Source organism: Lactiplantibacillus xiangfangensis, from assembly GCF_001438845.1.
Classification (GTDB): domain Bacteria; phylum Bacillota; class Bacilli; order Lactobacillales; family Lactobacillaceae; genus Lactiplantibacillus; species Lactiplantibacillus xiangfangensis.
This window is the reverse complement of sequence record NZ_JQCL01000008.1, coordinates 16,409-36,351: the sequence shown is the minus strand read 5'-3', so window position 1 is coordinate 36,351 and position 19,943 is coordinate 16,409. Positions and strand designations below refer to the sequence as shown.

The following is a 19,943-nucleotide window of genomic DNA, read 5'->3' as shown; positions in this document are numbered from 1 at the left end:
GCTAGGATTCGCTAGTAGATTGTTCTTTGCGTGCCAAGTACTGCTGATTGCCACGCCGTAATTCAATGATTGTCCATGCGAGTAGGGCAATGATAATTGCAATCAAAATAGCAGCAATCCAGTTAGACCATGCCAATTGTGACTTAGTTGGGTTATCACCGAAGAACCCAGCAATTTGTGGCGCGAGACCGTACATGTTTAACCCGGTTAGCGCAATCACTGAGAACCAGCCGAGCCCCTTGATCCACCAGCTATTTTTGAACCGTTGGCCCATTTCAGCGGAACTATCGGTCATCATTAGTAGCGGTAGCATTGAGAATGGCAGTGCAAAGGCCAAGAAGACTTGAGAATTATTCATTAAATCGTTGAGTGCCACGTGCTCGTCAATCGCACTCTTGCCACTGGTCAGTAACACACAGATCAGGACGGGAATGACGGATAATAACCGGGTGACTAACCGCCGTAACCAGAGTGGCATCCGCATGTGGATGAAGCCTTCCATAATAACTTGACCAGTTAAGGTCCCGGTGATCGTGGAGTTTTGCCCGGAAGCTAACAGGGCAACGGCAAATAGCGATGACAAGATACCAGACCGAGCGACACTAATTAGAACACCGTTACTAAGGGATGCAGTGTTTGAGAGGGCTTGATACAGGCCGAAGAATGAAGGATCTTTAACGGCACCCGTTTTGAAAACGGCCACTCCCGTGATAAGGAGTAGGGCGTTGACAAAGAAGGCGGCCGTTAATTGAATGTTGGAATCGAGACTGGCAAATTTAACGGTCCGCGCAACCGCCTCTTCATCATGGTGATCAGTCTTCCGGGTTTGTGAGATGGCTGAGTGCAGGTACAAGTTATGGGGCATGACGGTCGCACCGATAATACCTAAGGCGCCACTTAGCGGTGTCATGCCGGCAACTGTCCGGCTGTTGGAAAAGGTTTCACTAGTAGGAACCAGACCAGCAAAGACTTGCCCCCAGTTGGGACTTGAAAGGACGACTTGGTAAACGAAGACTAACAAGATAACGAGAATTAAGCAGACGACGATGGCTTCAATCTTACGGAAGCCAATTTTGGTCAATAATAGCAAGAGTAATACGTCAAAGACCGTAATGAAGACTGCGATGACTAAGGGAATCTTGAATAAAAGGTACAGGGCGATTGCGGCACCGATGACTTCCGCAATGTCCGTTGCCATAATGGCAAATTCGGTTAAAATCCATAAAACGATCCCAAGGGATTTACTCGTGCGGGCACGAATCGCTTGGGCCAAGTCCATCTGTGTCACGATACCAAGTTTAGCCGCCATGTATTGGAGCAACATCGCAATCAAACTTGAGATCAAGATCACGGACATTAACAGGTATGAAAAGTTTTGACCTCCAGTAATGGAAGTGGACCAGTTCCCGGGATCCATATAACCGACTGCCACTAAAGCACCAGGCCCCGAGTAGGCAAGGAGTGTTCGCCAGAACCCGATGTCCTTGGGTACGCTAATTGTGCCGTTGATTTCTTCTAGTGAAGGACCGTTAGCGTACTCAATAAGCTTGTGTTGCCGCTTCTTCAATGGAGTGCTGTTCATGATAATATAACCGCCTTTCTTTAAAAACTGGTTACATTGTAGCTTCATTTAACCAATCATTAAATAAAAGTTAGGGATAACTTAAAAATATAGCGTTTTTTTTACGAACGCCCGGTTAAGTTAAAGAACTAATGAGAGCGCTGGATTAGTTGCCCCCGGAAAGTTTGCCGTTGGGTTGTTGCTAGAAATGTTTGTTCATTGGTTTTACGAATGAACGATAACAAGTGTAAAAGTTAACAATGTTAGTGGATTACACTGCCAATTTACGAAGAATATGGTAAAGTCTATGATGAAAATGTCTTTATAATAAAATTAAACTAGCCATTGAGTGAATTTGAATGTATTGTGATTAATTGCTCAATGTAAGCTGGGCGTCAATTGATAGGGAGTGAAATGATGGGACACTTGTGGGGACTGATGAAAAGTCGGGCCGCTAAAAATATTGGGCCGCCGTAATGACTGGACTATCGACTTTAAGCATTAAACTGCCGGTAGTTTAAAAAATTGCAGTGGCTAAGGATGAATGGCCAAAGACCATTGGGGCAGTGCTAACGAACTTGGTCAGCGCTAGTTCACAAGGTCGCTAGTTTGTGACGGTTTTGCTAGCGTCGCTGATGGTTGGTGGGTGACATTTAGATTAATTGGTTAGCAATACTGGTTTGGAATCCGGTGTTGCTGAAATGTGACTTATCAATATGGAAAAGACCGGTAGTGCATTTGAGTACGGTTCGAACTGATTACGTGGTCGAATAGTTAGGTGTGATCTTTTGGCTCAGCTTTAGGTCGAAAGTAAAACTGAGTGGGCGTCGTTGCTATCAGTAAAAACAAATAGGATTAGGTCGGATTTGAAAGCGGATTACTTGCTTTTACTTGGCAGTCCAGTTTAAGCTTAGTTTAAACTGTGAAGGAGTGATTTGTAATGAGTAAGACTTTTAATCAAACTGAATTAGCAAAGTACGATGGTCAAGCTGGTCAACCGGCCTACGTTGCCGTTGATGGCGTTGTTTATGACGTGACGGGTGTTGCTGCTTGGGCGGGTGGCAAGCATCATGGTAATTTGGCTGGTCAAGAATTGACGGACATCATTGATACCAAATCACCACACGGCCGTGGCGTTCTCAAAAAGTTAACCGTGGTTGGTCAGTACGTTGCGGACTAAGTATGATGTCGCAATGGCTAATCATTGTTAGTCAATTAAGCATACAAAATCAGTTAAACGAACTATCAGGCGGGAAGCGATTCTCCGCCTTTTTTAATACAATTATCATCAAAACGTAACTTACGAACGGACAATTCGGCGTGCTATAGTGAACACTCGATACACAAACTAGGAGGGTTTATATATGCCACGGAATTTAAAAGAAGAAGTTGTGTTTACAGCCATTATGGCAGGATTGATGGTGCTGGTTATGACAGCGTATAACGTTGCGATGGCGCAGGGCTTTAGTAATGGTTTAATCATGGCAATCTTAAGTGGGTACCCGCTTGGTTTAGTTGTTGCTATCATCTTAGATTTATTGGTCGTAGGACCAATTGCCAAAGGATTAGCTTTCAAATATATCATTAATGATTACATGCGTAAAAGGACCGTTTTAATCGGAATCACGATTTCCGTTTTGATGGTACTCGGCATGGTAACTTGTATGTCCCTATTTGGGATTACGGTGGAAGGTAAGCTGGCCGGGGGACACGTTCTTGCAACGTACGGCCATACTTGGATTTTTAACTTGATCGTTGCGTTACCGTTACAGTTATTGATCGTAGGGCCAATTGCCCGCGGCGTACTGGGTAAAATGCAGCAAGCAACTGCCAAAACTGAAGCGGCTGCTAAAACTGAAGAAGACTAAGCAAACGAGCGTGAGTCAAGGGGCGGTGCAAACTGCTTTTGGGTGTGCGTTTCGATTATAATCATCGGTTAAACCGTTCGGGAATAGTTAAAATTCCTGAACGGTTTTTGTTTTCTGAAAATTGCTGATCAAACGGCAAAACTTAATTGATGTTATCAGGATAGCAATGGGGATTGAGTTAAAATGGTTAAACGGATAAACCGTTGATACATCAACACTTAGGACACTTTAATGGTTTCTGAAAGAATATAAAATATATTATTATCGAGGTTGAAGATTGACTGAAACTGCGTGAAAATAGAGATGAATCGAAGGAATGTTGATAAAAATAATTATGGGTGGGATTGATAATGGAACAGAAACAAACGCATTTTAAAATGTATAAAATTGGTCGTCGTTGGGCCTTTGCCTGCGCAATCATTTTAGCATTAGGGGGCGCGACATTAACGGCACGTGCGGATGACAACGGTGCCAAAAATGCTGAAAGCATTAGTTCTAGTTCGGTAAGCAGTGAAAGTCAGTCGAAAGCGTCGTCACAAGATTCGAATCGGTTATCACAGTCACAAAACGATGCCGATATGACGTCAGAACAACAAACTAAAACAATCGGTGCAAAACAAACCAAGACGGTGTCAGCACCTAAAACTGATCCCAATGCAGTTAAGCAAGGCGATTCAGAAGGTAGTGACACAAACGGTGAGACCGGTGATAAAGACGACGCAACGTCACAAAGTAGTCACGTGGATAAAAAGCCCATGGCAACGGACCAGAAATTAGATGCTTCAGCTGATCAGGAGTCAAAAACACCGGATACCACGCCGCAACCGGTTAAAGCGACGGATTCAGTTAAGGCTGATAATGAGGCTGTTCAAGATGGTGGAAACGTTGAAGACGATTATGCAGATTTACATAACATTCTAGGGATTTCTTCTCAATTTCATATTTTTGCACGCGAAGCTGAACTGAATGCACATACGAACGGAAATATTGCTGTCGGGACACTCTCAGGAAAAGTCAACTTTGGGACCAATATTATTGAAGAATTATTGGATAAAGATATTTCATATATTCAAAACATTGATAATATTGCGAACAGTTCATTTGTTTCCGCCGGTGATACCCGGGTCAATAAGGTTATTTTCGGTCAGAATGTCGATATCGACATTTCGAACCCCAACCGGCCAAAGATAAATGGGACCGATATTGATCACCTACTTGCTTCAGAAGTCTATCAAGATAAAAACGGCAACGTTTATCTTGATTTTGATAAGGAATTTGCTAAGTTAGAAAAACTAAGTGGTAGCATGAGCAATCAGAAACCACACGTTAATTACACGAACAGTCATTTCAGTGATATGAATAATCGGGTCATTGATATCACCGACCTAGAGCCTGATGAAAATGGTCATATTATCATTAACCTGTCAGCGGACGTTCTAAATGGTAGCACGCCGCTAACGATCCAAGGGTTATCCGCCGATAAGGATGGGAACACGGTCATCATTAACGTGGACACCGAGGGTAATCAAGATTACCATATCAATTCGCAAATTAAGGTCATTTACGATGATGGCAGTGGTCGTGATAACAAGGAAACTGAAGACTTTGGGGATAACCATTTATTGTGGAACTTCTACGATTCAACGGCAAGCGATCAATTAGCTACGGGTGTCATCTCAATCGACCGGCCATTCCAAGGAAGCGTCTTAGCTCCTAAGGCGGAAGTTGATGCTAACCAAAATGTTGATGGCAACATCATTGCGGATAAAGTCGTTGTTAACGCTGAAACCCACCGTTGGGATTTACAAGATAACGTTGATAACAAAAAAGATCCCGAACCAGAGGAACCGGTGGACGTTGAGGAACCGGAAGAGCCAGAACAACCAGAACAACCTGGTGAGCCTGAAGAACCGGAAGAACCTGAAAAGCCAGATGAGATTGAGGAGCCCGAGGAACCTGAAGAACCCGAGGAACCTGAAGAACCCGAGGAACCTGAAGAACCAGAACAGCCTGGTGAGACTGAGGAACCTAAAGAGCCCGAAGAACCAGGTGAACCGGAAGAGCCAGGAGACATTGAAGAACCGAAAGAACCCGAGGAACCTGAAGAACCAGGGGATGTTGAGGAACCGGAACAGCCTGGTGAACCTGAAGAACCGGGTGACGTCGAAACGCCCGAACAACCTAACGAAGTTGAGGAACCTGAAGAAGAGTTTGAAGAAGAAATCGACGAAGAGATCAATGAAGGTGTTGATCCTGATGAAATCGTGGATGAGATTGAAGACGAAGTTGAAAAAGAAATTGATAACAATGCCGTCACGGATGAAACAGCTGACGAACTAGAAACGGCTTTTGACGAGATTCAAAAGGAACCGGTTAATGAGCAAGCAGCTGAAGAAGAGACGTTGTTAAATCTGATTGATTACGCGATTCAACAGGCCAAGGAACAACATAACGATCGTTTAGTGACTAAGTTGGAAGGCTTACGTACCCAAGTGGTTGGTGCCTTAGCTGCACATGGGCAAGGATTACCACAAACGGATGAAGGTCAGGCTCAATGGCTTAGCTTAGCTGGGATTGCCTTAGCAAGCAGCTTAGTTCTAGCAGTGTATGGGTTACGTCGTAAGCAAAACGTTTAAGCAAGCGCAAAAGGGCGTCTGCTCATTAAAAATAATGACCATTCTGATTTTAGTGATGGTAGTAGTGGTTTCCACATTTTGTGGGAACCACTTTTTTATCCCAACGGTGTCGTCACGGCTACTGTTTATTTGATGAATTCAAGTGCCAATAAAAAAAGTCACCAGACATTAATTGGTCTAGTGACACCGAATCATTCTTACTCCATGACCATGCCTAATCCTTTGACCCCGTTCTGTCCACTCGACTGAGCGGTGTAATCGCTAACCCCCATTAGCTTTTACAACTATTATTATAAATGATTGACATTAATAGTCAATATTTATTCGAATATATTTTTAAAAGTAATTTCAATTAATTTTAAAAGCGTACTAGGGTTAATTTTCAAATTGGTCTAAAGCTTAATAGGACGGAAAAAACCACCAATAACGTTTTCGTCATTGGTGGTCGAACGGTTGGTAAGGTTTAGTTACGAATCAATTGGTTGAAGTTAAATTCATTAGGAATGAAGTGTGATTCGGTGTATTCAAATTGACGGCCGTCATCGTTAAAGGAAATACTGATCATGTTACCGACACAGTTATTTTGCCCTAAATCTAGATGCGCAATATCGAGTTCGCTGGCGGAATCGACCCGCAACATCCGTTTAACGACGGCAATTTTGATTTTGAGATCTTTTTTCAGGTAGTGATAAATTGATTTTTTAGCGATTGCGGGCGTAATTCCCGGTGTTAACTGGGCGTTAAAGTAGTTGATATCAATGACGGCCCGGGTACCGTTGATAAGTCGCAAACGTTGAATCGCATAGACTGGAATACCAACTTCAAAGGCCGTCTTAGCGCTCAATTCTGGATCGACCATGACCTGTTTAAAGCTGACCACGTTGGTTTCGTACGTGAGTGCGCGGCCACTGTTTAGTTGCTTGACCCCGTTGGTGTTACCAAGGTCTAGGTTGAACTTCTGTGTCTGTGGTGAGTGCTCCAGTAGTACGACACCGCGGCCTTTAACACTGTAAACGAGGCCTTCCGCAGCCAGCTTTTTAATGGCTTTGCGCACCGCGTAGCGACTGCCGTTAAATTCTTGAATTAAGTCGTCTTCAATTGGCAGACGCATTTTAATACTATATTTTCCTGCCAGAATCCGTTTTTTCAAAGTTTGATAGATGGTTTCAAACGTTACTTTTTCCATGTTGTCACCCTCATAAGCGTTGTTATTGTTGAACCCATTATAACAAATTATTTGCCTGTTTAATAAATAAACGAATAAATTCTCAAATTTGTTCGAATAAAATTGACAGGGGTTAAACGCTTTCTTTATAATGGACGTAGTAATTAATTCGATGGAAATATGGGGGATAACATGATGCAAGTAGAACACCAAACATTAAGTGCAAACCAGCACCCGTTTCAGGTGACTGCATACTGGCTTGATCAAATCTCAGATTTTGAAGAGAACGTGGACTATCCAGTCATGATCATTTGTCCGGGTGGTGGCTTTACTTACCATTCTGGACGGGAAGAGGCGCCAATTGCAACCCGGTTTAACGCGGAAGGTATGCATACGATCATACTCAACTATCAGTTGGAAACCGAAGACGAGTCAGTTTACCCGTGGGCTTTACAACAAGTAGCGCAAACCATCGCGTGGGTCACGGCGCATGCGCAGAAACGCCACGTCGCTACTGACCGGATCTTTTTGACGGGCTTTTCTGCGGGGGGACACGTGGTGGCCTTATATAACGCGGTCGCAACTGATCCTGAATTGCGTCAACAATATGGTCTGGATGATTATGCTGGAGAACACGCTGCCGTTATTTTGGGGTATCCGGTTATTGATTTGAACGCGGGCTTTCCAACCAGCGACGCTGATAAAAAATTGGTGACCGCGGACGAACAGCTGTGGGCGGCCCAAAAATTGGTTTCTAAGGCGACTAAGCCGGCGTTTGTCTGGCAAACGGCGACTGATGAATTGGTCCCGGCGCAAAACTCGATGTTATACGTTCAGGCACTGATGGCAAATGACGTTGATGTAGAATACCACCTTTATGGTAGCGGGATTCACGGTTTAGCGTTGGCTAACCACGTGACTGAGAAGCCAACTAAGTCTAAGTACTTAAATAAGGCGGCAAGTCAGTGGGTCAACTTAGCAACGCAGTGGTTGCAACAAGAAGGACTACTGGCCGGGGAATTTTAAACGTATAAAGTTTGAGCAGAGTAGAACAAATTGCCTTTTGGCGTACGTTTCAATCATAGTAATAGGAGAAGCCAACCAGAAAATTTCTGATTGGCTTTTTGAGTTTGTCCCAGACGCGTTATTTGGGTTGGATAAAATTTACCCATGACGTGGCGCAAAATTCTGCGGTATAATTTTAGGTACGAATAATCAATAGAGGAAGCGATTTATTATGGCGACCAACCAGCACTTAGTCATCATTTCATTGGATGCACTTGGATTCCGAGATTTACGCGAACATCAGGCGGAATTACCGGTGTTGAACCAGTTGATGACGGGGGGCGCATGGGTCAAATCCGTTACGGGGATTTACCCAACCCTGACTTACCCATCACATACGACCATTATCACTGGCCAGTATCCGAACGTGCACGGAATTGTGAACAATACCAAGATTCAGCCCAAGCGACGTTCACCTGATTGGTATTGGTACCAAAAAGATGTGAAAGTGCCAACGCTCTATGATTTGGCACGGCAACAAAAAATGACGACGGCGGCCTTTTTATGGCCCGTTACTGCGGGGAGTAAGATTACATATAATTTGGCCGAAATTTTTCCAAACCGAATCTGGACGAACCAAGTACTCGTCTCAATCAAAGCGAGTTCGCCATTATTCTTATTAGAGATGAACCATAAGTATGGGCATCTTCGTCGGGGAATTAAACAGCCCCAGTTGGATGATTTTATCACGGCGTGTGCGGTTGATACGCTGACTAATAAACGGCCTAATTTGACGATGCTGCATCTGGTTGATATGGATAGTATGCGGCACCGTTATGGCGTGCGATCTAAAGAGGCGATGCAAGCGTTGCACCGGTTGGATCGACACGTTGGGCAAGTCATTAACGCGACTAAAGCGGCGGGGACCTTTGACGATACGAACTTTGTGATTCTGGGCGACCATTATCAGATCAACGTTGACCACATGATCCATCTCAACACGTTATTTGCACAGCGTGGCTGGTTGACGCCTCGGCAAGACCAGACGTTTGAAGATGATTGGCAAGTCATGGCTAAAACGGCCGACGGGTCAACGTATATTTATACGCGCAATTTCAGTGAGCTTGACGCGTTAAAAGAACTTGTCAGTTCAGTTGAAGGCGTTGAAGCCGTGATTGATGGGCAGGCCGCCGCCAAACGTGGGGCGGACCCCGCGTGTGCATTGATGGTTGAAGCCAAGGAAGGCTATTACTTTACCGATGAAAGTCGGCGGCCATTAGTTGTTGAACCAGTCCACCCGGCGACGTTAGGCCAACCAGATCGTTACCACGGTGTTCACGGGTACGACCCAACCAAGCCAGATTATCAAACCACGTTACTCTTTAACGGGCCAGCGGTTAAGGCGGGCGTTACGATTGAAAAGGCTAACTTAGTTGACGAAGCACCAACCTTTGCCCGGTTACTCGGTCTGCATTTTGACGGCCCGATGCCCGGACACAGTTTAAACGGCATATTTAGTTAAGGGGAACTTGAATGAAATTTAATAAGCAACAGTGGGGTTGGATCTTTTATGATTGGGCCAACTCTGGTTATGGCATCATTGTGACGACCGCTGTTTTACCGGTTTACTTTAAGGCGGTCGCGCAAGCCAGTGGGGTCACCCCTGCTAATGCAACGGCGTACTGGGGCTACGCGAATAGTATTGGGACGCTACTCGTTTCAATTCTAGCGCCAGTTCTAGGGGCGCTGGCGGACTATCCGCGTGCTAAAAAGCGGATGCTCAACATTTTTTCGATGGTCGGGATGCTAATGACCTTAGGGTTAAGCATTGCGCCGCCCAGTGCGTGGAAGTGGTTGCTCGGAATTTATATTTTATCGATTATCGGATATTCCGGCGGAAACTTGTTCTACGACAGTTTCTTAACGGACGTTGCCCCGGATAACCAGATGGACCGGCTATCTTCATATGGTTACGGTTTTGGCTACTTGGGTGGTGTCTTAGCCTTCATCCTATTCTTGGTCTTGCAATTAACCAGTGGCTTTGGGCTGTTATCAAGTTACGGGGTCGCACGGTGGAGCTTTGTCCTCGCGGCGGTTTGGTGGATCATCTTCTACATTCCATTGTTGAAAAATGTTCACCAGAAGTACGCGTTAGCCCCGAATGCGCATCCAGTTCGGGCTAGCTTTCAGCGGGTATGGACGACGTTAAAACATATTCGCAATTACCGGGCAGCGGCCTGGTTCTTGGTGGCTTACTTCTTCTACATTGACGGGGTCGATACGATTTTTACCATGGCCACTTCCATTGGTATGGACATGGGGATCACGACCACGACGTTAATGTTGGTCCTATTAGTCGTTCAACTAGTCGCTTTCCCATTCTCGTTACTATACGGTTGGTTGGCTAATAAAACCTCAACGCGAACGGGAATTTTGTTAGGCATTTTGATTTACTTGGGTATTTGCCTTTACGCCCTGCATCTACAGTCGGTGACGGATTTCTGGGTGCTCGCCGTGTTAGTGGGAACGAGCCAAGGAGGTATTCAGGCGCTGAGTCGGTCGTACTTTGGTCGGTTAATTCCTAAGAAGAGTGGGAGCGAATTCTTTGGCTTCTATAATATTTTAGGCAAGTTTTCAGCCGTCATGGGACCAGTGCTCGTAGGAATTGTGACCCAGATGACTGGTCGGTCGACGATTGGTGCCGCCTCATTAAGTATCCTATTCTTAATTGGACTCGTTATTTTCCTAGCGTTGCCACATCTGAATCAAACTAAATCAGTTTAAGTTAAAGCACTTTTTAGAGATGTAAAATTTCTGGAAAGTGCTTTTTACTTTTAAAATTATTGCCAATGCTGTAACAGCGATACTGGCGTTGGCTAAATTAGCCGCTCCGGCGGGTAGAACTGGTGTGCTATGGGGGGCGGACCCAGCCAAAGTGCGGTCTGGCCCCTCAATTTAAAGCCGATAGCCCGCGTCTTTGAATTGCCCCGCAATATCAGACAGCCTAAAACGCTATCTGATATTGCCGACACAGCACACCAATCCTACCCGCCTGTGCTAAATAATATGTTCTTGCAAATAAGTTACACATTGAAGATGTGCTTATTTTTTTGAAAAGCAAGGCCAAAATGTATAATGAAACCGATATCAAGAAAAGCAAGTGGGGGAACGTCATGAAGAGACGGTTTGAATGGTTAGGGATCATTATCGGTATGGTTTTATTATTAAGCGGGTGTCAGGCACGGGGGACGACTAAAAATAAGGTTAGTCATGTTAACGGTGCGTACGTGCCAACCTTGTTTTTCCATGGTTATGGGAGCAGTATCAACGCGGAAACGCACATGGCCAACGCGGCGGTTCGCGCGGGCGTGACACGAACGGTCGTTCAAGCTGTCGTTGCGGATGATGGTCGGGTTCAGTTAAAGGGGACGTTTAAACCGGGAAATGTCCACCCGATTGTCGAGGTCGGGTTTACGAATAACCAAAATACGAATTATCGGCAATCAGGGCAGTGGGTTAAAAACGTCATCACGGCTTTACAACGTCGTTACCACATTAAAGCTATCAACGTTGTTGGGCACTCGATGGGCAACATGGCAATCGCGTACTACTTGCTACAATATGGTCAGGATAAGGATTTACCGCCAGTCAAAAAGCAAGTCGACATCGCGGGTCACTTTAACGGCATCTTAGGGATGGATGACAAGCCTAATCAGGTGAAGTTCAAAGAAAACGGGCAACCAACTAAGATGAATCGTAGCTATCGCCAGTTACTAAAGTTACGTCAGCGGTATCCTAAGGGACAGATCGATGTCCTTAATATTTATGGCGATAAGAATGACGGTACCCATTCGGATGGGCGGGTCAGCAACGCTTCATCACAATCGCTACGGTACTTAGTAGCGGCACGGGCAAAATCGTACCGTGAAAAACGGATTCTTGGCGCCAACGCGCAACACAGCAAGCTACATGAAAACACCCAAGTTGATCAGGCATTAATCAAGTTTATTTGGCATAAGTAAATTTGATGTAGCAGACCAAGTTTCCCGTCCCAATCAGCTGTATGGTAAACTTAAAACCAACTAAAGAGAAGTTGAGGGGGATGAGGCCATGCGTAAAAGAAAACGGTTTAGTGGCGAATTGCTGATGATGAGCGTCGTCGTATTGGTGAGCTGGTTCGCGCTTGTGTTGAATGTCCATGCGGATTATCGGATTGATAATTATCACGTGAAGGTGGACGTGCAAAAGGATGGTAGTGCGCAGGTGACACAGACGATGCGCTATGATTTTGATGACGACTACCATGGTGTATTTAACGTTCAGGATTTGCGTGGCATTCAGGGCGCTAAGTTAGAAAAAGTGACGACGCGCCTGAATAACGGTTCATCGAAAACGGCGCGTAAAAGTGATGCGGGCACCGATAACACCTATCAATTGTCCCAAAATGCTGATCGGATGCGCGTTAAGTTATATCAGCGAGCGCGTAATAATGATAAGTTACAGGTGCGTTATCAGTACCGACTTTACGGTGTGGTCACCAACTATGCGGATACCGCGGAGTTGAATTGGCGCGTCATCGGTAGTGGCTGGGACGTGGCGTTGCATGGTGTGAAAGTGACCATTCAATTGCCTGAAAAGGACGTGGGAAAACTTCAAGCTTGGACGCACGGTCCGTTGAGTGGACACACCACGGTGGATCGTAAGCGGGGCCGGGTCATAATGACGGTTAAACGGAACCCCGCAAAGCAGTTTGTTGAAAGTCATTTAGTATTTCCAACCAGTGTAACGGCTACTAATCAGAAGACGAGTTCGAAAAAAAGGCTGGCCGCGGTGCAAAATCAAGAAGCACAACTGGCTAAACAAGCCAATCAAAAGCGGCAACGTGCGCGCTTAATTAAGCAACTGGTTGTTGGGCTGGCCGGGTTAGTCTGGTTAGTTCTGGTGGTTAGTTACATCTGGTGGTTTCATAACCACCCAGCTAACCGGCATCAACAACCCATTCCAATCAACCACTCGTTTGACGTCCCGACAGTCGCCCCCGCAGTGGCGCAGGCGCTATTGGAAAATAGGTCGCCAGATACGAAGGGGCTGACGGGTGAAATCTTACGAGCAGCGGCTGAGCATGAACTTCAAATCACGACGGAAACTGGGCGCCGTAAACCAGTCGTTGTGTTGACGAAATTAAAGCCAATCAGTAACAGCTTTTTAGCACACTGTTTTACGACGGTGGCACCCGATGGCGTTTTGAGTTTAAGCGCATTAAAAGCCTACGGTGATCGTGATAAAAAGGGCCGGATGCGAAGTTGGTTTGGCAATTGGCAACGAGAAGTTGATGAAGCGGTTGCGCCGTTTCAGGATGAAACTAACTATAATATTCGCCAGTACTCGGTAAGTGGGGCCATCATTGTGACCGTTGCTGGAGCAATCGTTAGTGGCTTGGGGCTACTCGTTAGTCCAACGATTGCGATGATGATGGGCGGTGTCGCACTCGTCGTTGCGATTGCTTTCTGGATTGCGTGGGCGTTACGTCGGCAACGGGTCGTCTTTAACACCGACGAAGGTTTACAGCAGATTAACCAGATTAGTGGGCTTCGGCGCACGCTTAAGGATATCGGCCACTTTAACACGGCGGAAGTGGGCGACTTAATCTTATGGGAACAATTATTGCCTTACGCAGCGGTATTTGGCTTGGCTGACAAGGTCACGTCCCAATTAGCCATTGACTTTGGAACGGAAGCCTTAGCCGCGGGATTAGTGATTTACTACCCACTGTTTTACGGTAATGGCGGGGCTAACTTTGATTTCTCCGATATTATCGATCATAGCTTTAGTGGTGCGATTGGAGCTTCGGACAGTGCTAGTTCGCCATCTGGAGGCTCCGGTGGCTTCTCAGGCGGTAGTTCCGGTGGCTTTGGGGGCGGTTCCGGCGGTGGGGCGTTTTAACCTCCGGATCGGTTAAAAGATAATTTAGATTTAGAGCTTGCGACTTTGTCAGTCGGAGCTCTTTTTTTAATTTTAAAGTGCAGGGGGTTGTACTTACGGACTTTTATCGGTAACCTTAGGTGGTAAGGCTTACATAGAATGGATGATTTATAGATGACAATAAAACTAATTGCAACTGATATGGACGGGACATTCTTGGATAATCACGGGGAATACGATCGCCCACGGTTTGCTAAAATTTACCAAGAATTACACAAACGTGGCATTTACTTTGTTATTGCCAGTGGGCACCAAGCCAGCGAATTAGCGGATTATTTCGCGGACTATCCGGATATGTGGTTTATCGGGGGTAACGGTGCCGAATTGATGAACGCACGGGTGGGACTCAGCGCTGAAACGTTTACGTCAGTAGCAACGGCCCAAATCCTGAAAGTTCTTAGTGCGTACCCGGAATTACAGATTGCGCTGTGTGGGACCCAAACGGTACACGTGTCACAACACGCCAACCCCAACTTTATTGCGCAAATGCGAGATTATTATTATCAACTAGAAACGTGTACGGACTTGAACGCGGTCACGGATCCGGTCGTGAAGTTCGATATTATTTGTGCGCCTGAAAAGACGAATCAAATTGTATATGAATTAAAGCCTAAACTAGCTGGTATCGCCGTCCCAGTTTCTGGTGGACAGGGAAGTATGGACCTGATTCAACCGGGCATGCACAAGGGTCGCGCGTTGAAGCGACTGGGAGAACGCTTGCACGTTCTTCCCAGTGAAATGATCGCGTTTGGCGATGGCACCAATGATTTAGAAATGTTCCATTATGTCAAGACGGGCGTGGCCATGCAAAATGCGCCGGCGAGTGTGAAAGCAAACGCGACGGCGGTCACGGGGACGAACTTGGATAGTGGTGTGTTGAACTACATTGAACGGGCAGTTTTGGAAATATCACACTAGTTTTCTGAAAACTAGCAATGGTTTTGATTGCCAAAGTTGCGGTAACCGTGCTACTATTTACTTATATGATTAACGGCACAGGAGGCTGGGAGGTTTAATCCCGACCTCTTTTCTGTATGTTACAACTCATGACAAAAAAAGTAGAGGTATTTAAATGCTCACCGTAAGTAATGTTAGTATGCAATTTTCAACTCGCAAACTTTATGAAGATGTTAATTTAAAATTTACGCCAGGAAACTGCTATGGTGTCATTGGCGCCAACGGGGCGGGAAAATCAACGTTTTTGAAGATTTTGGAAGGTAAGCTTCATCCAACGACGGGGTCAGTATCCATGGGACCTAACGAGCGGATGTCCAGCCTGAACCAAAACCACTTTGCCTTTGAAGATGAAGAAGTTTTAGCTACGGTTATCCGGGGGCATGAAAAGCTCTACGATATCATGGTTGAAAAGGATGCGTTATACGCGAAACCAGATTTCAGTGATGAAGATGGGATTCGGGCGGCTGAACTTGAAGGCGACTTTGCCGAAATGGATGGTTGGAACGCCGAATCGGAAGCTGACCAGCTGTTACAAGACTTGGGTATCGATGAATCGATGCAACACATGAAGATGAGCGAACTAACTGAACCACAGAAGGTTAAAGTTTTGTTGGGGCAAGCTTTGTTTGGTAATCCTGACGTATTGTTATTGGACGAACCGACCAACGGGTTAGACGTCCAATCGATCAGCTGGCTAGAAGACTTTTTAGCCAGTTATCAAAATACCGTCATCGTTGTTTCCCATGACCGGCATTTCTTGAACCAAGTATGTACGCACATGTGTGACGTCGACTTTGGTAAGATCACGCTGTTCGTTGGTAACTATGATTTCTGGATGGAATCAAGCCAATTAGCCACCAAGTTACAAGCCAATGCCAATGCGAAAAAAGCTGATCAAATTAAAGAATTACAAGCTTTCGTGGCGCGGTTTAGTGCCAACGCTTCGAAGTCGAAGCAGGCCACTTCACGGAAGAAGCAACTTGAAAAGATTACGTTAGACGATATTAAACCTTCGTCACGTAAGTACCCATTCATCAAGTTCACCCCTGAACGGGAACTTGGTAACGACTTATTACGGGTCGAAAACGTTTCGAAGACCATTGAAGGCGTCAAAATTCTTGATAATATTAGCTTTACCTTACGCCCAACGGAAAAAACCGCTTTAATTAGCCGGAACGATTTGGCCACGACAACGTTGATGCAAATTATTGCTGGCGACGTGAAACCAGATAGTGGTGAGGTTATTTGGGGACAAACGACTGCACGGACTTACTTACCAAAAGATATTAATGAAGCCTTTGATGGTAGTGACATGCCAATCATTGATTGGTTACGGCAGTTTGCTTCGAAGGAAGAAAGTGACAATACTTTCTTACGGGGCTTCTTGGGTAAGATGCTCTTCTCTGGTAGTGACGTTGAACGGCCCGTCAATGTGTTATCCGGGGGCGAAAAAGTCCGGGGAATGTTATCTAAGATGATGTTAAGCCGGGCCAACGTCTTATTATTAGACGACCCAACCAACCACTTGGATCTTGAATCAATTACGGCCTTAAACGACGCGTTAGTTGCGTTTAACAGTGCCATTATTTTCACTTCCCATGACCACGAGTTCATTCAAACGATTGCCGACCACATCGTAGAAGTTAGTGCGAAAGGGGTCGTTGATCGTGGGGATACAACTTACGATGAATACTTGGCCCACGAAGCAACGCAGGGACGCGTTGAAGACTTATATTAATTAGGTTGTAAATCCGGTGTCCTCCATAGCACACCAATTCTGCCTAACGTAGTAGCTATTTCAGTTACAACGGTTAATATGCTAACTATTATGACGCGTTTGAATTTCAATCTTTAGTAAAAAATCTAGTTGGTGACTTTCATCACTAATAAATCCTCCCAGTCTGGTATGATAAATACATACGAGATGGGGGGATTTTTGCATATGGCGCCAGAATTTGATCAAATGTTACGTCGCTGGTACATTGGGCAATTAGTCCTTATATTAGTGGTTACGCTGATTCAGCTGTTGCTGACTAACCAAGGGGTCGCCTTTCCTGGTGGCGGGATGTTGATGATTATTTGGCTTCTAAATGCCTTATGGCCGGCGATTGAGGATCAACAGCAAGATTGGCGGCGTCTGCGCCACGTTAATTACTACGTTCAAACGGTCTTACAGTTCATGTTGCTACCAATCATGGTGGGAAACCTAATTGATTTGGTTATCAAATTAACACCATTGGACGAACAAGGGTTAATCGCCGTGGGGATGGCGTACTTAGTTGTCGGTTTTATTCCGATTGGTTACGTGGTCACGGCTAAGATTCAATCATTAGTTGGCCGCATCTTGGTTCTGATTTCAGCTATTTTTAGCGGTTTAACTGGTGCCCAAATTACCCTGTTTGTCTTACCGGTATTAAAAGTACCGGCTGCCTTTAATATGATTGGTGAAACGGGGATTTTAGGTGCCGTCGGGTTTGTTCTGACCGTTGCCGTACTGATGCGGGCGTGGGGATTTCACGGCGTCAGTTGGCGTTTTGATCACCAGGCAAAAACAAGTTTGGTTAGTTTAATTATATTAGCGGGTCTTCTTTTTAGCCTGTGGAATGCGTTTAGCACCGGTGCTAATTGGGCGACGACCTTCACGCAGTGGGACTTTAGTCTACACAATGCGACTTGGAAGATGTTCTTGAGTGGACTAGAGCCAGGAATTGCCGAAGAGTGGCTCTATCGCTACGCTGTCTTAACGTTGTTATTGGCAGCTTTTCAAAAACGGCGGTTTCAATTAGCTTGGAGCGTTGGGTTAAGTGGTGCTTTGTTCGGGCTTTGGCACTTTACTAACGCTTTTGTGGGGCAGTCGTTGTCGGCAACGGGTGAACAGATTGTCTTTGCAGCGACATTAGGTTGGTTCCTAGCGGTTGCTTACTTGTACTCTGGCAGTATTCTTGTCCCGATGGCGATCCACGCAGCCGTCGATAGCCTGAGTATGATGGCTTCTGGATCACAGACGATGGCCGTACCGGGTGCGTTTGAATGGCAAACGATTGGGCTAACCTTCGTGGTATTTGGTGGCTTGACGATTTTCTTCCTGACGGGTGCACGGCGGAAAGTGATTCTGCAACGGGTTGATCAGGGACTACGGTTTATTTAAAATATATACGAACGTACTAATGATATAAAACCAAAATGTTCGTAAAAATAACGCTATATCGTTGATTTATTGGTTGCGATTAATTAGCTTATTAAAGGTTGATTTTCATCGCTTTGACCCAACTGATAACTGAATTATACCGTTTGTAACAAGTTTGTAATCTTCGTGTTATCTAAACGCAACGCCAGCTCGTTATACTTACGTCAGATATGTGAGCTAATTTAAATTTACATACGCTTGACTAGGTTGATTCATAGTTGGGAGCCGGATCGGTTTACTTTTTCAGGACATCACGCTTGGTTAGCATCGATGGAAAGTAGCTCAGTTGGGTGAATCTTAAGTCTAGTAAGCATAAATACCTCTCGGGATGGGCTGGGTCCATGACGAGGCACATAATGAAGCAAGTTTCAGACTTGCAAACCGATCAAAAGGGATTCGCTTAGGTGAGTTCCTTTTTTGTCGATTGATTTTTGAAAACCGCTACCATTTATGAAAAGCTCGTTCACTTTATTGGACTTGGCATGCTATAATTTGGGTACTGGACAAGGAAAGGGACTTGCAGTCATTTACACCAAGTGCGAATGATTGCGACCCGGTGTTTAGTCATTACGGGGTGGTGTTAGTTTTTGAATGTGGTTTTCATATGCATTGAATTGAAACCGCTGTCAGCCCCGATGAAATCGGGTTCAAAAGTTTGACCACAATTGAATCACCATCTTAGTGCGGAATAACGTATACTAAGATTAATAGCTACGAACACTATCAGTTGTGTTTTTACATAAATGACAGTCTAAATGTAGTGTAATTTGGAAGAAATGGGGTAACGACATGTCAACACTAGTCATTAAAGATTTAAAGGTCAGTGTAACCGAAAACGAACAGGAACACTTAATTTTAAAGGGTGTTAATTTAACGCTTCATACGGGGGAAACTCATGCCATCATGGGTCCGAACGGAACGGGAAAATCAACGTTATCGGAAACGATTATGGGGAATCCAGCGTATCACGTTGTCAGTGGTTCTGTGACGTTAGACGGTAAAGACTTGTTAAGTCAAACGGTCGATCAACGGGCGCGGGCTGGCCTATTTTTAGCCATGCAATACCCAGCTGAAATCAAAGGGGTTACTAACGTTGAATTCTTACGAGCTGCGGTAAACGCGCGTCGTGATAAGGATGATCCAATCAGCGTCACGGACTTTTTGGCTGACTTAGACCATAATTTGGAACTATTAAACATGACCGATGAAATGGCTGAACGGTACTTAAACGAAGGCTTCTCAGGCGGTGAAAAGAAACGCAACGAAATTTTACAGCTCTTGATGATTAAACCAAAATTTGCCATTTTAGACGAAATTGACTCTGGCTTGGATATTGATGCGTTACAAGTCGTTGCTAAAGGGGTTAACGCCCTCAAAAATCCTGATTTTGGGACGCTCATGATTACCCACTACCAACGGTTATTGAATTACATCGTCCCCGACTACGTACACGTCATGATGGGTGGCCGAATTGTGAAAACCGGCGACGCCGACTTAGCAAACAAGTTGGAAGCGGAAGGTTACGCAGGTTTGCGTGATGAACTGCACCTTGACGTTTCTTTGACGGATGACGAGTAGGGGG

Annotated in this window: 14 protein-coding genes; 12 read left to right on the top strand and 2 right to left on the bottom strand. The window is 45.2% G+C overall.

Translation table 11 applies throughout. The features are described 5' to 3' along the window. Position 1 precedes the first annotated feature (1 nt). Positions 2–1,582, bottom strand: coding sequence for an Nramp family divalent metal transporter (locus IV64_RS00790; RefSeq protein ID WP_057705258.1), 1,581 nt, complete (start codon positions 1,580–1,582; stop codon positions 2–4). Positions 1,583–2,501: 919 nt separating this feature from the next. On the opposite strand from IV64_RS00790, the gene IV64_RS00785 reads away from it, so the two are divergent. The 3 genes from IV64_RS00785 (at position 2,502) to IV64_RS00775 (ending at position 6,065) form a co-directional block, all read left to right on the top strand. After that, on the top strand, positions 2,502–2,741 hold the full coding sequence (locus IV64_RS00785) for a cytochrome b5 domain-containing protein (protein ID WP_057705257.1): 240 nt from the start codon (positions 2,502–2,504) through the stop codon (positions 2,739–2,741). A gap of 184 nt (positions 2,742–2,925) precedes the next feature. Continuing rightward, positions 2,926–3,429: a DUF2798 domain-containing protein gene (locus IV64_RS00780; protein ID WP_057705256.1), complete on the top strand. Its 504-nt coding sequence runs from the start codon at positions 2,926–2,928 to the stop codon at positions 3,427–3,429. 350 nt (positions 3,430–3,779) lie between these two features. After that, on the top strand, positions 3,780–6,065 hold the full coding sequence (locus IV64_RS00775) for a collagen-binding domain-containing protein (protein ID WP_057705255.1): 2,286 nt from the start codon (positions 3,780–3,782) through the stop codon (positions 6,063–6,065). Between the two features lie 463 nt (positions 6,066–6,528). On the opposite strand, the gene IV64_RS00770 is transcribed toward IV64_RS00775, so the two are convergent. Then, positions 6,529–7,251: a GntR family transcriptional regulator gene (locus IV64_RS00770; RefSeq protein WP_057705254.1), complete on the bottom strand. Its 723-nt coding sequence runs from the start codon at positions 7,249–7,251 to the stop codon at positions 6,529–6,531. Positions 7,252–7,425: 174 nt separating this feature from the next. Here IV64_RS00770 and IV64_RS00765 point away from each other — a divergent pair, with 174 nt between their 5' ends. The 9 genes from IV64_RS00765 to sufC all read left to right on the top strand — a co-directional run bounded on the left by IV64_RS00765 (position 7,426) and on the right by sufC (position 19,939). Beyond that, positions 7,426–8,256, top strand: a complete 831-nt coding sequence (locus IV64_RS00765; RefSeq protein WP_057705253.1) for an alpha/beta hydrolase — start codon at positions 7,426–7,428, stop codon at positions 8,254–8,256. 211 nt (positions 8,257–8,467) lie between these two features. Continuing rightward, complete coding sequence (locus IV64_RS00760) at positions 8,468–9,757, top strand: alkaline phosphatase family protein (RefSeq protein WP_057705252.1); 1,290 nt, start codon at positions 8,468–8,470, stop codon at positions 9,755–9,757. Positions 9,758–9,768: 11 nt separating this feature from the next. Further along, entirely contained in the window at positions 9,769–11,019 is a 1,251-nt protein-coding gene (locus IV64_RS00755) for an MFS transporter (protein WP_057705251.1), read from the top strand. Positions 11,020–11,408: 389 nt separating this feature from the next. Beyond that, positions 11,409–12,257, top strand: a complete 849-nt coding sequence (locus IV64_RS00750; RefSeq protein ID WP_057705250.1) for an alpha/beta hydrolase — start codon at positions 11,409–11,411, stop codon at positions 12,255–12,257. A gap of 88 nt (positions 12,258–12,345) precedes the next feature. Beyond that, positions 12,346–14,178 carry a DUF2207 domain-containing protein gene (locus IV64_RS00745; RefSeq protein ID WP_057705249.1) on the top strand — a complete coding sequence of 611 codons (1,833 nt, stop codon included), beginning with the start codon at positions 12,346–12,348 and terminating at the stop codon, positions 14,176–14,178. A 153-nt stretch (positions 14,179–14,331) separates the two neighbouring features. Continuing rightward, positions 14,332–15,135, top strand: coding sequence for a Cof-type HAD-IIB family hydrolase (locus IV64_RS00740; RefSeq protein ID WP_057705248.1), 804 nt, complete (start codon positions 14,332–14,334; stop codon positions 15,133–15,135). A gap of 154 nt (positions 15,136–15,289) precedes the next feature. Beyond that, the gene (locus IV64_RS00735; RefSeq protein WP_057705247.1) at positions 15,290–16,912 is read left to right on the top strand and encodes an ABC-F family ATP-binding cassette domain-containing protein; all 1,623 of its coding nucleotides are present in this window, start codon (positions 15,290–15,292) and stop codon (positions 16,910–16,912) included. A gap of 204 nt (positions 16,913–17,116) precedes the next feature. Then, complete coding sequence (locus tag IV64_RS00730; RefSeq protein ID WP_057705246.1) at positions 17,117–18,322, top strand: CPBP family intramembrane glutamic endopeptidase; 1,206 nt, start codon at positions 17,117–17,119, stop codon at positions 18,320–18,322. 828 nt (positions 18,323–19,150) lie between these two features. Then, positions 19,151–19,939 (top strand): Fe-S cluster assembly ATPase SufC, encoded by a 789-nt coding sequence (sufC, locus tag IV64_RS00725; protein WP_057705245.1) that lies wholly within the window; start codon positions 19,151–19,153, stop codon positions 19,937–19,939. The last annotated feature ends 4 nt before the right edge of the window (positions 19,940–19,943 follow it).